General features: G+C 48.1%; 17 protein-coding genes and 1 tRNA gene. 9 read left to right on the top strand and 9 right to left on the bottom strand.

Going from position 1 to position 15,178, the window contains the following annotated elements:
• Positions 1-43: 43 nt before the first annotated feature.
• On the bottom strand, positions 44-1,195 hold the full coding sequence (locus HPY31_RS26680; RefSeq protein ID WP_172143070.1) for an MBL fold metallo-hydrolase: 1,152 nt from the start codon (positions 1,193-1,195) through the stop codon (positions 44-46).
• Positions 1,196-1,208: 13 nt separating this feature from the next.
• The gene (locus HPY31_RS26685) at positions 1,209-1,790 is read right to left on the bottom strand and encodes a sulfurtransferase TusA family protein (RefSeq protein WP_172143071.1); all 582 of its coding nucleotides are present in this window, start codon (positions 1,788-1,790) and stop codon (positions 1,209-1,211) included.
• A 175-nt stretch (positions 1,791-1,965) separates the two neighbouring features.
• Between HPY31_RS26685 and HPY31_RS26690 the strand changes: the two genes are divergently transcribed.
• On the top strand, positions 1,966-2,394 hold the full coding sequence (locus HPY31_RS26690) for a DUF4275 family protein (protein ID WP_172143072.1): 429 nt from the start codon (positions 1,966-1,968) through the stop codon (positions 2,392-2,394).
• Between the two features lie 81 nt (positions 2,395-2,475).
• Here the strand turns inward: HPY31_RS26690 and HPY31_RS26695 are convergent, their stop codons facing one another.
• The 4 genes from HPY31_RS26695 to HPY31_RS26710 all read right to left on the bottom strand — a co-directional run bounded on the left by HPY31_RS26695 (position 2,476) and on the right by HPY31_RS26710 (position 6,560).
• Entirely contained in the window at positions 2,476-3,774 is a 1,299-nt protein-coding gene (locus tag HPY31_RS26695) for a peptidoglycan D,D-transpeptidase FtsI family protein (protein WP_172143073.1), read from the bottom strand.
• On the bottom strand, positions 3,758-4,288 hold the full coding sequence (locus HPY31_RS26700) for an RNA polymerase sigma factor (protein ID WP_172143074.1): 531 nt from the start codon (positions 4,286-4,288) through the stop codon (positions 3,758-3,760). The genes HPY31_RS26695 and HPY31_RS26700 overlap by 17 nt, the downstream gene beginning before the upstream one ends.
• Positions 4,289-4,504: 216 nt before the next feature.
• Positions 4,505-6,253 carry a methyl-accepting chemotaxis protein gene (locus HPY31_RS26705; RefSeq protein ID WP_172143075.1) on the bottom strand — a complete coding sequence of 583 codons (1,749 nt, stop codon included), beginning with the start codon at positions 6,251-6,253 and terminating at the stop codon, positions 4,505-4,507.
• Positions 6,254-6,471: 218 nt separating this feature from the next.
• A tRNA-Ser gene (locus HPY31_RS26710) sits at positions 6,472-6,560 on the bottom strand.
• Between the two features lie 160 nt (positions 6,561-6,720).
• Between HPY31_RS26710 and HPY31_RS26715 the strand changes: the two genes are divergently transcribed.
• Positions 6,721-7,440: a pseudouridine synthase gene (locus HPY31_RS26715; RefSeq protein ID WP_064202264.1), complete on the top strand. Its 720-nt coding sequence runs from the start codon at positions 6,721-6,723 to the stop codon at positions 7,438-7,440.
• A gap of 45 nt (positions 7,441-7,485) precedes the next feature.
• On the opposite strand, the gene tadA is transcribed toward HPY31_RS26715, so the two are convergent.
• Positions 7,486-7,968 carry a tRNA adenosine(34) deaminase TadA gene (gene tadA / locus HPY31_RS26720; RefSeq protein WP_016740879.1) on the bottom strand — a complete coding sequence of 161 codons (483 nt, stop codon included), beginning with the start codon at positions 7,966-7,968 and terminating at the stop codon, positions 7,486-7,488.
• Between the two features lie 184 nt (positions 7,969-8,152).
• On the opposite strand from tadA, the gene HPY31_RS26725 reads away from it, so the two are divergent.
• From HPY31_RS26725 to nagE, 6 genes are all read left to right on the top strand, one after another.
• Positions 8,153-8,650 carry a ribonuclease H-like YkuK family protein gene (locus tag HPY31_RS26725; protein ID WP_172143076.1) on the top strand — a complete coding sequence of 166 codons (498 nt, stop codon included), beginning with the start codon at positions 8,153-8,155 and terminating at the stop codon, positions 8,648-8,650.
• Between the two features lie 368 nt (positions 8,651-9,018).
• Entirely contained in the window at positions 9,019-9,876 is an 858-nt protein-coding gene (gene glcT, locus HPY31_RS26730) for a glucose PTS transporter transcription antiterminator GlcT (RefSeq protein WP_172143077.1), read from the top strand.
• Positions 9,877-10,005: 129 nt separating this feature from the next.
• Positions 10,006-10,503: a PTS sugar transporter subunit IIA gene (locus tag HPY31_RS26735; protein WP_172143078.1), complete on the top strand. Its 498-nt coding sequence runs from the start codon at positions 10,006-10,008 to the stop codon at positions 10,501-10,503.
• 29 nt (positions 10,504-10,532) lie between these two features.
• Complete coding sequence (locus HPY31_RS26740; protein WP_012683821.1) at positions 10,533-10,799, top strand: HPr family phosphocarrier protein; 267 nt, start codon at positions 10,533-10,535, stop codon at positions 10,797-10,799.
• 31 nt (positions 10,800-10,830) lie between these two features.
• Positions 10,831-12,543, top strand: coding sequence for a phosphoenolpyruvate--protein phosphotransferase (gene ptsP, locus HPY31_RS26745; RefSeq protein WP_172143079.1), 1,713 nt, complete (start codon positions 10,831-10,833; stop codon positions 12,541-12,543).
• Between the two features lie 152 nt (positions 12,544-12,695).
• Positions 12,696-14,135 (top strand): N-acetylglucosamine-specific PTS transporter subunit IIBC, encoded by a 1,440-nt coding sequence (gene nagE, locus HPY31_RS26750; protein WP_016740874.1) that lies wholly within the window; start codon positions 12,696-12,698, stop codon positions 14,133-14,135.
• An 18-nt stretch (positions 14,136-14,153) separates the two neighbouring features.
• Here the strand turns inward: nagE and HPY31_RS26755 are convergent, their stop codons facing one another.
• Together HPY31_RS26755 and HPY31_RS26760 are read right to left on the bottom strand one after the other, a co-directional pair.
• A complete protein-coding gene (locus HPY31_RS26755) occupies positions 14,154-14,405 on the bottom strand; it encodes a hypothetical protein (RefSeq protein ID WP_064202271.1) in 252 nt (83 codons plus the stop codon).
• A gap of 23 nt (positions 14,406-14,428) precedes the next feature.
• A complete protein-coding gene (locus tag HPY31_RS26760) occupies positions 14,429-14,641 on the bottom strand; it encodes a helix-turn-helix domain-containing protein (RefSeq protein WP_012683818.1) in 213 nt (70 codons plus the stop codon).
• 166 nt (positions 14,642-14,807) lie between these two features.
• On the opposite strand from HPY31_RS26760, the gene HPY31_RS26765 reads away from it, so the two are divergent.
• Positions 14,808-15,164, top strand: coding sequence for a helix-turn-helix domain-containing protein (locus HPY31_RS26765; RefSeq protein WP_026134077.1), 357 nt, complete (start codon positions 14,808-14,810; stop codon positions 15,162-15,164).
• Positions 15,165-15,178: the final 14 nt, after the last annotated feature.

The following is a 15,178-nucleotide window of genomic DNA, read 5'->3' on the forward strand; positions in this document are numbered from 1 at the left end:
ATTAATGCGTGATCAAAAGACGATTTTTTGAACAGCCTTTCCGTCATTTATCGTGAATGGCGCAGCGATTTGGCCCTACTTCCATCTCTTGTTGTTCCTCTTCGCTCGGTTTTAATTTCCCCATGTTCACTTGACGAATCTCTTGGTACGCATTCGGCTGCGGCGGCAAATGATGCGTAACGATATGCCGGAATTCACCTTCATCCGCAATCGTTAGCCCTGGATTGTTGCGATACAAGTCTCCTAGCCGGGCAGATACGACACCCATTGGACCAAGCTCCGTGTAGCTGCCAAAATGTGCAGGCAACACAACTAAATGCTCGGGAAGCTCTTTGTATCGATTATACAAGGTGTTACGCAGGTCTCCCACCCAATCTTCTGCTTTCCCAGCCAAATCCGGACGTCCGATCGAAGCTACAAACAGACTGTCTCCCGTGAGAAAATACGTATCATCGACAAGCAGTGACGTACTCCCGATGGTATGTCCGGGAGAGTAGATCGGCAGGATCGCGATTTTGGTTGCCCCCACTTGGATTTCCTGCCCTTCCTCTAGCTTACGATAGGAATACGTAACTTCTTCCGCATCTTTTTCTGGAAGCCAATACGATGCATCGAGCCGATCAGCCAGCTTCTTTCCACCAGAAATATGGTCGGCATGCAGATGGGTATCGATGGTGTGCTTAATCGTCCATTGATGCTTGGCTGCAAATGCTTCGTACACATCCGTCATCCGCAATGTATCGACGACAGCCGCTTCCCCTCCTGATACGATCATGTAAGACAAGCAGCCTTTCCCAATGCGGACAAACTGATAAATCGCACCGCCATCACCGAGGTCTCCTACCTTCACTGGCTCCAGATGCTCACTCCACGCCTTCATGCCACCTTGCAGGTAAGAAACATCCGCAATGCCCGCTTCTGCCAGCATCTCTGCGACAAAAATGGACGAGCCCTCTTTTGCACAGACGACCAACACCTTTTGATTCACAGGGATTTTCTCCAGAACAGCCTCCACCCCATCCAGCAAATCAAAGTAAGGGATGTTCATGCTCACGACTCGATGCCCTTCGATTCGCCAATTCTCGTAATCGCTCGTATTGCGAACGTCGAGAATAAACAGTTCCTCCTGCGCAAAAAGAAGCTGCGTTAGCTCGTTTGCTGCCAACGCCTTCACACTTGTTTGTTGTTCCATCATCTTTCTCTCCCCCTTATTGTTTTTCTGCCGGGCCAGTCCAGCCGGACATACCCGGTAGCACATTGGTGATTTTGGTAAAACCTTTATTGGCCAGCAACTGACATGCCATATCGCTGCGTTTGCCGGATCGACAGATGATATAGATGTCGTCATCGGGCTGTAGCTCATCCAAACGCTGTTCCAATACTCCCAGGGGTATCGAAATGGCTACAGGAATGCGGTGAAAAGCGTATTCCGCCGCTTCTCGCACATCAATGAGCGTTAGCTTCTCGTTGGCTTCCAGCTTTTTTTGCAGTTCTTCATTAGAAATAGTCCGCAAGAAATTCGTCTCCTCCTTCACCTCATGGATACTCGCTTTTCGCAGGAAATGCTTCAAGACTTCCCCCTCCTGAATCGAGCCCAAATATTCATGCCCCGTATTGTTTGCCCAGCTCTTCAGGTCAGCCAATGACCCTTTATCCGTCGCCTGTACCTCCATCACTTGACCCGGTAATATCTCTTCCATTGCTTTTTTTGTGCGTACGACAGGCATTGGACATGCCAAGCCTTTGCAATCTAATGTTTTATCAGCAGAAAAATTCGATTGTACGGACATGTTGTCTACCTCCTACTTTTTGAATGAAAATGTGATCAATCAACTTTATACATATACCCCTATAGGTATTATGATATGCGCCTCGTTTTTCTTTGTCAATAGTCGAAACGTGACCGACCTACTCTTTCATACGTATTTTCTTAGAAATGAACTTGTGTCAACATGGAGGCGCCCAATGAAACTAGCTGACCGGATGAAGGAAAAGAACACGAAGACAACAGAGCTGTCTATTTGGGGACCATACTTACGGGAAGAATGGGAAAAGCATTTTGCGAGCCATCTGACCGAAGAGGATAAAGAGAGGATTTTTCTCAAAAATAAAGACAGCTACCATGGGTATCTGTGGCATTTATTCAGCTATAAACTGAGGGATTGTCTTGAACGCGAGGAAGCGGATGAAGCCTTTCAGCAGGTGGCCCATGAGTCGTACTATGTGTTTTACCAGCTTTCCAACGAAGTGTTGATCTTGGAAAATGCTGCGAGGTTTTCTGTCGCGGACTTGGAACAGGAATACGATGTGTACGTCGTGGATAAGGACTTTACGTGGACCTATGTGAAGACCCATGAAACCAAGTGGTGTGGGCCTTATTTTTGTAGGAAGTAGAGTGGGGAAAACAAAAAGAGGAAGCATTCGGATACCTTTAGGGGTATGCCGGTATGCTTCCTTTCTTGATGGATGGGTTGATTATCTTTTTTGGAGATACTGCAAACTGTTTTCCATGATTTCTTTGAAAGGGGGAGCAACAATTTCTTGACCCCATAATCTTACCCAGAGGTCTGTATTCGGGTTATCAACAGCTATGTAAACCAATAGCTTTGGATCATCGCTTGGTGCAAATCCGATAAAAGAATACGTATATTTTCCATCGATGAAATTTCCTTGCTGGTCGCGTTTCTGCACTATTCCTGTACGCCCAGCGACTGTATGTTCTTTTATGGAAAAGGCTGTATCTGTGCCAGGTTTGTTGTTTACTAACGTCTCTAAAATTTCTCGAACCTGTTTGGCTGTTTCTTCTGATATGACTCGACTTCCTTTATCAATGTGATTCGTTTCCTCCCTCGTGACATGGGGCTTCATCAATTCCCCCCCGTTGGCGATGGCCCCGACAGCAGCTACTTGTTGAATGGGAGAGGCAGAACCCCCAAGTCCATAAGCTCCCATTGCCTTATCATAGGGAGTATCCATGTTTGGTATCTTTCCAGGCTGTTCATTTATTTGTTCGGTACCAGTTTTCGCTCCAAAACCGAACCGCTCAAAATATTGCTGTAATGAGTCATTGGGTATCTGTTCACTGAGCTTGGCAAAAGCGACATTTGAAGAACGTTGGATACCTTCTAAATACGAAATCTTCCCCCAACCTGCACCATTATTGTTGTCTTTTATAAACTTGCCTGTGGTAATCTCGTAGGTTCCGGAATCGTAAGTTTCGTTGTCCGTATACTTCCCCTCTTCAATAGCAGCCGCCAACGTCACGATCGGAAATGCAGCCACAGGATCTGGCATCGCCCTGACTATGTGTGGAACTCGGTCAGTTGGTCTTTTCAGATTCCCCATCCCAAGAATTTCTCCGTTATTTGGATTGGTAACAATTACCGTCATATTTTCAGGCTGATAGGCTTTGTTGGTCTTATGTATCGCTTCTTCTATATACTCCTGAATTTGTGAATCGAGGGTCAGAACCTTATCTGTTTGGGATGTCGTTCCTGCGGCTTGTGCCTTTTGACTCCCATCTGTATTCATCTGTTGTGCGCTCGGCACAGCCTCCGAAGGCATCCACTGATAAGCGATAAACAATAAAGCAAAGGAAGCAACTGCGCCTCCGATTACCTTGGCATATTTTTTGCGCTTTTTCATTTGTACGAGCAGCTGCCTTTCTCGCCGGATATGACTCGCGATTTCACGTCGTTTGCCCTCGTCCATCTGAAGCGACGGAAATGCTTGCAGCACTGTGCTTATCTCTTTTTCTTCAAAAGATGGCGTCATGTAAATTGACCTCCCTGCCGCTATTGCCCATTTGTTTTTGCAATTCCTTGATCGCTCGATGGAGCGTCGTGCTGACTTTAGCTTCACTCCAGCCCAAGATTTCTGCTGTCTCTGCTGTAGATACTCCCTCGATCAACCGCAGGAGGAGAACTTCTCGATACGTGCTTTTCAAGTGATTCATCGCTTCATATACTTCTTGCAATTGTTCCTTTAACACCAATGCCTTCTCAGGTGTACGCTCTTTGGAAGTGAGGAGTCGGAGGACGTTTTCGGGGAACCAGTCCATCATTTTTTGCTTTCGCCTATTATCAATCGCTGTATGGCGTGCGATGGTCAGAAGCCATGTCTTGGGCTGTGCCCTTCCTTCGTAGCTTGATAAGGCTCTAAGCGCCTTCGTAAAAACTTCCTGGACTAAATCCTCGACATCTCTACGTCCGGTAAAATACGCGAGGTAATTGTAAATATCATGGCCGTATTGCTGGAACCATCGCTCTATTCGGTCATCGGAATCCATTCGTACGCTCCTTTTTATGGGTTTGTACCTTATTAGACGCAAAAATGAGATTTGCTTACAGTTTTTTTGATAGAAAAAAGAAAATGCTGTCCCACCTAAGCTTTTATCTAGGAGGACAGCACCTTTTGACGATAATACGTTATTCAGTGGAGGCTTTTCCGAAAAAAACGCTTCTTCTGCCGCCCAAGCAAACAGAAGAAGCAGTCTGGTTTTGAATTATACTTTGAACTTGTTGATCTGCTCCTGAAGCTCCTCCGCCATCTTGGAGAGGGAATCCGCTGACGAAGCGATCTCCTCTGTGGAAGCCTGCTGCTGCTCCGTAGCGGCAGATACGTTATGCACTCCACTAGATGCTTCCTCTGCAATCGCCGAAATCTGTTCTACGTAATTGACGACCTCGTCCGCGCTTGCCGCCATCTGTTCCGCGCCTGCGGATACTTCCTGAATCTCACTTGCCACCTTGTTGACCGCATTCGAGATATTCTCGAATGCCTGTCCGGCTGCTGTGACAATCTCCATGCCGCTTCGCGTCTCGTCGCTGTTCATTTTAACCGCTTCAACCGCTTGCCTTGTATCATTCTGGATCAGCTGCACGAGGTCAGTAATTCGCTGCGCAGACAACGAGGATTCTTCGGCCAGCTTCCGAACCTCTTCGGCAACGACAGCGAATCCGCGACCATGCTCCCCGGCTCTGGCGGCCTCAATCGCCGCATTCAGCGCCAGCAGGTTCGTCTGACTCGCCAAATTGTTAATGACCTCGGTGATCGTTCCAATCTCTGCCGAACGTTCTCCCAGACCCATAACCAGCTCGGAAAGGGACGTGATGGAATTCCGGACAGCACTCATCTGTTCGACCGCTGACTTGATAATCATATTACCTTCCTCAGATTGTTTGGCCGCGTCAACGGCCGATACCGATACGCTCTGTGCCAGCTGTGCGATCTGTTCCGAACTCAAAGCCATTTCGCCCATGGCCTGCGAGGAGTTCTTGACAATATTGACCTGTTCAGAGGTACCTACGGCCAGTTCCTCGACCGTTTGGGAAATTTGCTCCGATGCCTGCGCATTTTGCTCGGCGCTCGCTAGCAGTTCCTCCGACGAAGCTGCTACTTGCTCAGAAGTCGTAGCCACCGATTCAATCATGGCGCGCAGATTCGCTGTCATCGTGTTGAAGGAAGCCGCCAGCGTGCCCAACTCGTCCTTGTTACGCAGTACAATCGTCTCGCCCGTTAGATCGCCACTCGCGATTAGGATAGCGGCTTGATTCATTTTCTGGACAGGTTTTGAGATGATGTGTGACATGAAGAAGGCGATGAGCAGCGCAATGGCCGCCGCAGCGAACATAGACACCATAATGATAACAAACGCTTGCTCAGAAAGCTCCGAAGCGCTTTGACTAACTTGTCCGGCCCCCTCATTATATATATCGATCAAGTTCTTGATATTATCATTGGCCTCGTACCACAATGGGTAGGCCACGCTATGTAACTTGCTTGCCTCATCATATTTGTTTTCTCTGCCCAACTTCACGAACTCTGGCATTTTTTCCAAGTATGCATCGTATTTGCTGTTAAACTCTTCAAAAAGATTGGCAGCCTCACTGCCTTCCTTATTGCTGGCATACACAAGCGTCTTAAGTTGCTTCCGTTCATCCTCGATTTTGACGAGCAGTTGATCCAGAACCTTCTTCTGCTTCGTGAGCTCCTCCTCGTTCTGTTCAACGATAATATCGAGCGCAAGACGCTCCACGTCGGAAATGTCTCCATTCATCGTGCCAAGCAGGGTAACGGCTGGCATCCATGACTTATTGATGTCCCCGGATATCGTGGTCACTCCTTTGATCTGGCTTAATGCAAAAACGCTGACAAATGCCAGCAACACAACTACTGTAAGAAACCCCGTAAGTAATTTGGTGCGAAGCGAAAGCCCTGTTCTCCCCATTGTCTTTCCCAACTTGCCACTCATGCTCTCCACTCCTCAGATGCAAATATATAAAACCACTAAATATATCGACATATAACGTTATGAAATGTAGAGTGAGGGGAATGGATTTTCCAGAATTGAAAGTCCCATCGCAATAGCGGATGCAGCGGCATTTACTAGTGGCGGCACAGCTAATAAAAAAATGGAAGCACATCTTTGCCAAAGCGGCAAAAATATGCTTCCATTTACGTAACTCTAAGCGGAGAGAGTGGGATTCGAACCCACGCACGCCTCACGACGCCTAACGCATTTCGAGTGCGTCCCCTTATGACCACTTGGGTATCTCTCCATATTTAGTTTGTCAGAAACATTACTTACTATAGCAAAATACAGTCAAAAATGTCAAGACTCATTCCTCTGTATGCCCCTTGATTTGCGCGGCTCATTAGGCCAAACTAATAACAGCACACACGATTGGTATCCGATCAGAAGAAAAGCGAGGAACATATATGAAACGTGAACGTTTGGACAAGGTGCTGGCCAATATGGCAATCGGCACGCGCAAGGAAGTGAAAGCATTAGTAAAACAGCGACTGATCGTCGTAGACGGCGTTGTCGCAACAGACCCAGGAATGCATGTCATTGCCGAGGAGCAAGAAATCCTTGTGGATGGAGAACCGCTTAACTTTAAGCGCTGGGTATACGTTTTGCTGAACAAACCACCCGGGGTGGTTTCAGCTACAGAGGACAATGTCCATGAAACCGTAGTGGACCTTCTCCCGTACGAGTGGGCAATCAAAGTGCACCCAGTAGGCCGACTCGATATTGATACAGAGGGTCTCCTGCTCTTGACCAATGACGGTCATCTCTCCCATAGCCTCTTGTCCCCGAAAAAGAAAGTGGACAAGGAGTACTTTGCACGTATCGAGGGCCGGGTCACTGAGCATCATGTTCAGGAGTTTGCCAAAGGCGTGGAATTAGAGGACTTCACTACACTGCCAGCCAAGCTGGAGATTATCTCTTCGGGAGAAACGTCAGAGATTCGTGTCACCATCATGGAAGGAAAGTTTCATCAGGTAAAGCGGATGTTTGCTGCCTTCGACCTGCATGTTGCCTATCTGCAACGGATTCGTATGGGCCCGCTTCACCTTGACCCGTCCCTTGCCCCTGGTGAGTATCGCGAACTGACTGAAGAAGAGCTTCACATGCTGCAAAACGTAAACAAATAAAAACCGCCTGCATTTTAGGACAGACGGTTTTTCCAGACAGCCCGGTCATTCCTGTACCGGCTGTCTTTTTTTGCGCAATCCACGAAAGAAGTCCTTGAGCATCTGCCCGCATTCCTCTGCAAGCACACCCTCGATGACTGGCACCTGATGATTGAAGCGCGGCTCCGCGAGCAGGTTCATTAATGTCCCGGCACATCCTGCCTTCGGATCGCGAGCGCCATACACGACTTGTTCGATGCGGCTTTGAACGATTGCGCCCGCACACATCGGACACGGCTCCAACGTCACGTACAGCGTACACCCGATCAAGCGCCATCCACCCAAGCGTTCACTCGCCTCCCGTATCGCGATCAATTCCGCGTGCAAGGTAGGGTCTTTTTGTGTTTCCCGCAAGTTGTAGCCGCGACCTACGATTTCCCCGTCGCGCACGATGACCGCACCGATTGGAACCTCACCAATCGCAGCGGCTTTCCGGGCCTCTTCCATGGCTTGTTTCATATAATAATCATGTTCATTTGCTTGTATCACGTTTCCCTAAAGCTCCTTCAAAAAACATTCTTTCGTCCCGAACAAACGGACCTTTTTACACAAAAAAGTTGATTCAAGAAGTTTTTGTCCCTACCCGTTCACATACTATCTGCGAGATTACATACATTAATGATGTAAGGAGAAGTATGCAAATCATTGTTAGCCTCTTTCTGGAGGGATGTGAGTGGGCTTAACCTCTGCAAATACGTTATTTGATCGCTTTCACAGTCCGACTAGAGGTCTACTGGCAAAAGAAGAAGTGTTTTCCCACATCGAACATACCATCTCATCAATAGGTGGTCCATTTGAAATTATTGTGGGAGCCGACTCTCAATTAAAAAGCCGCGGGACTTTTTTTGCCCTTGTTATCACAGTGATCCGTCCCGGCCATGGGGGTACCTTCTTTTATCACAAATTTCAGGAACGCCGGTACTCATCCTTGCAGCAGCGTATATTCCAGGAAGCGATGTACGCAGTCGGACTTGCCACAGAAGTACGCCAATATTTGCGGGACCGCCACTTAGATACTCCCATCCGCCTGCATTTTGATATCGGCATGAATGGTCCTACCCGTAAGTTTATCCAGTCTTTGTTGAGCTTAGCAGAAACCAATCACTTTCGTGCCGAGATCAAACCGAACTCCTTCTGTGCATCTACGATTGCCGACAAGTACACCAAGTAACAAAACAGGCGGATTGCTAATGGGGCTTCCGCCTGGCTTTGTTTTGCCCTTATCCTGTTGGTTCAAACAATTCGGGACAGGCTGCTGCATCTCCTGCCCACTGCGTTTTTCCCGCCAACGGAGTAATTGACAATGTACGAGACGTGAGCTATTATAAGCTTTAATTGAAGCGTTTTCACAAGGCGTGTTACTGGTAATGCAGGCATGAGCCGAGAAGATCTTTTTCTTGTTAAAAAGGTTTTTTCGGCTCTTTTTTCTGATTAACGTCATGGGTTCATCGGCGTTTTTCATTAAATTGGATGTGACCGCTTGCGGTAAGCAAATACGGTCATGGACCGTTTTTGTCTATCTAAAGGTGGTGGAATGGATTGTCCCGTGAAAAGGAAAAAACATACGCAATTACGCGTGTGTTGAACCATAATGTCGTACTCGTGGAAGAACCCGGTTCCGGACAAGAAATTGTTCTGTTCGGAAAAGGAATCGGATTTGGCGCAAAACCCGGGAATACCATCCCCTCCCATGACTTGCGAGTGGAAAAGCGCTTCAGGCTCGAAAATGAAAATCATCAGAAGCAGTATCAGAACATTCTGAGCCAAGTAGATCCTGCTGTCGTAGGAATTGCGGAAGAAATCATCGCTCTTATTGCGAGTGAGATCACGCCAGAATTGAACGAACACGTCCACGTTGCCTTGCCTGACCATATCCAGTTTGCGATCTATCGGCTCAATAACGGCATGGAGATCGTGAATCCCTTCTTGTTCGAAATCCAGACGCTGTACACGAAGGAGTACGCACTGGCGAACCGGGCAGCGGATATGATCAAAAACGCATTCGACCTGGACATTCCCGACAGTGAAATCGGATTTCTGGCCTTGCACATTCATTCCGCGATCAGCTACGTCCCAGTAAAAAAGGCTGTCCAATTCACCAACATCATCACGGAGTTGGTAAGCCTGATTGAAGAGCGAACAGCCATTACGATTGAACGCAGTACGATTGACTACGTTCGCCTCATTACCCATTTGCGCTTTGCCGTTGAGCGCATCCGTCAACAAAAATTCATCAAGAACCCGCTTCTGGACCGAGTCAAAACCACCATGCCAGAAGCCTATCAATTGGCAACAGAGCTGGCTCAATACATCTCCACCCGTCTCGAGATCGCTGTACCGGAAGACGAGGTTGGTTACATGGCTCTGCACCTTTATCGCTTATTACAACAAAATTAAATCATAATCCTGCGTGTTACTAGCTCGACTAGGCATGAGCGGTGAGATCATACGGACATAGTAAGTATGTCGTCGTATGAATTCAACCGTCTCATGCCTTTTTTGGTTCAGACGCAAAAGGAGGATATTATGCTACGCAGTCTATTTTCCCGGAAAAAACAACAACAAGAGGTAACCTTTCTAGCACCATTAACAGGTACCGTACTCCCTCTGTCCGAAGTTCCTGATCCTGTATTCGCAGGTAAAGTCGTCGGTGATGGTGTAGCGATTCTGCCAAGTGCAGACACTCTCGTCTCCCCTGTCGATGGAAAGGTAACGCATCTTTTCCCTACTCACCATGCGATCGGGCTGTCGACTGAAAGTGGTCTTGAGATATTGATGCATATTGGAATTGATACCGTGAAATTAAACGGGAAGGGCTTTACCCCATTTGTCTCCGTTGGCGATCAAGTAAAAGCTGGCGACAAGCTCATTCAATTCGACAAGAGCGTACTGGAGGATGCGGGCTGTCCGATTGTGACACCCATCGTCATTACAAACGGTGATCGTGTTGCTGAAAAAAATATAGTGGCAAAAGCAACTGTGCAAGCAGGTCAAGAGCCACTCATGACTGTTGTCTTAAAATAAGCGAAGTGCATGTTTGGGGGAGGTACAACATGGTTCAATTTGAAGTAACCGTCAATGTAGAGGGTGGGCTCCACGCGAGACCAGCTGCTCTACTCGTGAATTGTTCGTCGCAATCTCAGTCAAAGATTACGCTGAGCAAAGGGACAAAACACGCAGATGGCAAAAGCATTCTCGGCATCATGACGTTGGGTGTCTCCCAAGGTGACACCTTGACCGTTCAGATCGATGGAGCGGATGAACAAAACGTAGCAACTGCGATTCAGCAGCTATTGGAGCAATCCTCGTCAAACATATAGTGTAAACGACGGACAGGAAGGTGAAGGATGTATGTTAAAAGGAATCCCGGTTTCCGCTGGCATTTCGATTGCCCCTGTTTTACGCCTCACACACGAAACAGCCATCACGCAGGCAGAGTCCATCACTCCGGTAGATACGACTCAGGAGCTAGGACTATTTAGCAAGAGCGTAGAGCAAGCACGCGAACAACTAGAAAAGCTAAAAGAACAGACAGAGGAACAATTAGGCTCGGAAAAAGCAGCCATCCTCTCTGCTCATATCGCCTTTCTGGATGACCCGGCATTTGTCGGGGAGATGAGTGCGCTCATTGAAAATCAACAACTCGCGGCATCTACCGCCGTTTCACAAGTAGCCGATCAGTTCATCGCTCTCTTTGAGAGTATGGACGATGCCTACATGAAAGAGCGCGCGGATGATATTCGTGATGTGAGCCGCCGTCTAATTCGAAATATTTCGGGCGGTGACACCGTCATCTCCTACCCGGAAGAGCCTTTTATTCTGGTTGCTTGGGACGTCACCCCATCCGAGACGCTTCAGCTTCCACTCCAGCATGTACGAGGAATTGTCACGGCAAAAGGCGGCGCTACCTCTCATGCAGCCATCTTGGCACGCTCTCTCGGGATTCCCGCTGTCATGGGTGCAGGCGATGCCTTGATGGAAAAAGTAGACTCCGGAAGCTTGCTGATCATCGATGGAACCTCTGGAAAACTGATTGTTTCGCCTGATGCGGATACACTGGCTGCCTATCAGGAAAAAGCCGCACAAGAAGAAAAAGAACGCCAATTGTACGAAGCCATTAAGGAACTGCCTGCCGAAACCACCGATGGCCACCGTGTTCACCTGATGGCAAACATGGCTGTGCCAGAAGAATCTGATGCATTGATCGCATCGGGTGTAGAAGGAATCGGTTTGTTCCGCTCCGAGTTTTTGTTCATGGATCGAAGCACCCTTCCCGATGAGGCCGAACAATTTGCTGCATACAAGCATGTAGCCGCTGCTTTTGGCGACAAGCCAGTCATCATTCGCACCTTGGATGTTGGCGGCGACAAGCATTTGCCAGCACTCGCGCTACCACAGGAGGAAAACCCGTTCCTTGGCTTCCGCGCCATGCGCATCTCGTTAGCGAGACCGGAATTGTTCCTAGTGCAATTACGCGCGCTCTTGCGTGCCAGTGCATTCGGTCGCCTGCTGATCATGTTCCCGATGATTTCCCATATGGAGCAGCTGCGTGAAGCCAAGCGATTGCTAGAGCAGGCAAAAGCTGAGCTACGGGCAGAAGGGGTCGCTTTTGACGAGAAAATCGCAATAGGCATGATGATGGAGATTCCGGGTGCCTGCCTGCAAGCAGATGCGTTTGCGAAAGAGGTAGATTTTTTTAGCATCGGCACGAATGATCTCGTTCAATATACGCTGGCAGTAGACCGGATGAATGCCAATATCGCTGAGCTGTACAGCTACTACCATCCAGCCGTATTACGACTGATTTCCCAAGTCATTGAGGCTTCCCATCGGGCAGGTATTTGGACCGGGCTGTGTGGGGAAATGGCGGGAGATCCGTTGGCAACCAAGCTCTTGCTCGGATTGGGGCTCGATGAGTTCAGCGGTGCCGCTTCAGTCATGCCAAAAGTCAAAGAACGTATCCGCTCCACCAGCTTAGAGGAAGCGAAAAGATTGGCTGAACACGTCCTTACACTCTCTACTGTAGACGAGGTCGTTCAGTATCTGAAAGACAAAGCCTTATAAAAGGTTTTGTCGCCCGAGTAGTGAAAGCGCTTCCAACATATCGATCAGAATGGTCTCTCTCCGGCTTATTCCTTGTGCCCTCATCATTTTGCCATTCATCCGGAGAGCGGCTTCCCTGATAAATTCATCCCATTCCAAGGAGGTTTTATCCTATGCTCGCTTTTCTGCAAAAGATTGGGAGAGCCCTCATGCTCCCGGTCGCAACGTTGCCAGCCGCAGCGATTTTGCAAAGCTTTGGTCTTCTCAAATTCGAGAAGGATCTCAATCTCGGTGCCTTTGGTGCATTTATGGACACGTACATCGCTCCGCTTTTGGCTGCTGGCGGTTCAGCCATTTTTGACAACCTGGCATTAATCTTTGCTATCGGTGTTGCGATTGGCTTGGCTGGAGATGCTGTTGCTGCTTTGGCCGCCGTCATTGCCTACGTCGTATTGACGAAAGTACTTGCAGCTGTTCCTGCTGCCATGCCTTTCATTGCGGATGATGTAAAACTGAACATGGGTGTCATTGGCGGTATTTTGGCCGGTGCGATTGCAGCGTTTTTCTACAACCGCTACCATTCGATCAAGCTGCCTGAATGGCTAGGCTTCTTTGGTGGAAAACGCTTCGTCCCGATCGTCACTTCCCTTTCCATGGTTGTCGTCGGCTTGATTTTCGGAATCATTTGGGGGCCGATCCAGATTGCCCTTGACTCATTGGGTTCTTGGATCGTAGGTCTCGGCGCAACAGGTTCCTTCTTCTTCGGATTCTTCAACCGATTGCTCGTTCCATTTGGTCTGCACCACGTACTCAATGCGATTGCCTGGTTCCAAATCGGTGACTTTACCGATGCGACCGGAAAAGTGGTACACGGCGACTTGCATCGTTTCTTTGCGGGAGACCCATCAGCAGGAATGTTTATGACTGGCTTCTATCCGATCATGATGTTCGCACTTCCTGGAGCGGCTTTCGCTATTATTCACTCAGCCCGTCCTGAAAAACGCAAAGTAGTTGCTTCTATGTTTATTGGTGCAGCTCTCGCTTCGTTCCTGACTGGTATTACCGAGGTAGTTGAGTTTGCGTTTATGTTTGCTGCTCCACTCTTGTATTTTGTTCACGCAATATTGACGGGTGTGTCCGGGTATATCGTGACCTCTTTGGGCATCAAGCACGGCTTTGGATTCTCAGCGGGTCTGATCGACTACGGTATCAACTACCACCTCTCTACGAATGCTTGGATGATCATCCCGATTGGTCTGGCATTCGCCGTGGTCTACTACGCCCTGTTCCGTTTCCTAATCGTGAAGCTGAACCTCAAGACCCCGGGACGTGAGGACGACGAAGAAATGACAACTACAGCTACGGGAAGGAACAATTCGATGCAGGATAAAGCGATCCAAGTGCTCACCCACATTGGTGGAAAAGAAAACGTCGTTAGCGTAGACGCTTGCATCACTCGTTTGCGTCTCATCTTAAAGGACGACAAGAAGGTCAATGACAAAGCTTTGAAGGACCTCGGTGCAGCAGGTGTTATGCGACTGGGTCAAGGAAGCGTGCAAGTCGTCTTCGGAACCCATTCCGAGCTGCTAAAAGAAGAGATCAGCAAGCTGTAAAAGATAAAGAATGCCCGGTCACGGTGAAATCCGTACCGGGCTTTTTTCTGTTTCCTGAATGGGTAACGGACGCGACCCGGCATCATTCCCACCATGTGTCGTACTATATGGGCATCGCGCGTTGTTTTCCAACTCCTTTTCAAACATGACTAAGCGCTCGAGAAATCCCTCGCAAGCCGGCATACTCTGTGGCGCCATCATTTCAATTTCGTAAGCGACGGTCTTTCTCCATATTTCCAGCTGCCTTTTATTTGCCTCCCAAGCGTTCAATCCATCCCACCCCTTTTGCTAAATCAGCAAACCATTCTGATAAAAAGATCAAGCATGCTGCATCGTAGCTTTTTCGCCAACACTGGCAAATGATTAGCCTTGAAGTCATATTCTCCCTTCTCGTACTTCAAGTATGTCGAAGCATTTCGAAACCCGAGTGCTTCCGCCATTTCTTGCAAGGTTAGCTTGCACTCATTACGTCGTTGCGCGATAAACGGGAGGTTGAGCCGTTCCACCAGTTATCCCCTCCTAATTTGCAAAAATGGCAAATATTTATAGTTACATCATAGCCTTTCAATTTTAGCAAAGTCAATACAGATTTTGTCATATTAGCAATCTTGTTTTTTCCGTTTTGGAAAATTGTTAGAATGGAATTGCCAAAACGATAAAGGTGGTCTCACGATGTCCATAGTTGGTCAACGCATAAAATGGCTGCGCGAACAAAAACAATGGTCACAACTTCAATTAGCTGAAAAGCTTGGCATACATAATACGGTACTTTCGCGGATCGAGTCAGGTGAAAAGAAGGGCGTCGATGTTCATCTGATTTCCAAAGTCGCAGATTTATTTGAAGTATCCACCGATTTTCTCCACGGTCGAACGGAGGAACCATCTTGGCAACGCGGTTCTGTCCGGGAAACACCGGCGACCTTTTTGGATGTCGATGGCCTGACAGAGAAGGATCTAATTGAGGTCAAGCGCCATATTGAATTTTTAAAGTGGAAGGCTTTGCAGGAAAAGAACGAAGACCCTTCTTGAAGATTAACTAACGG

Source organism: Brevibacillus sp. HB1.3, from assembly GCF_013186635.1.
In the GTDB taxonomy this organism is placed as follows: domain Bacteria; phylum Bacillota; class Bacilli; order Brevibacillales; family Brevibacillaceae; genus Brevibacillus; species Brevibacillus brevis_D.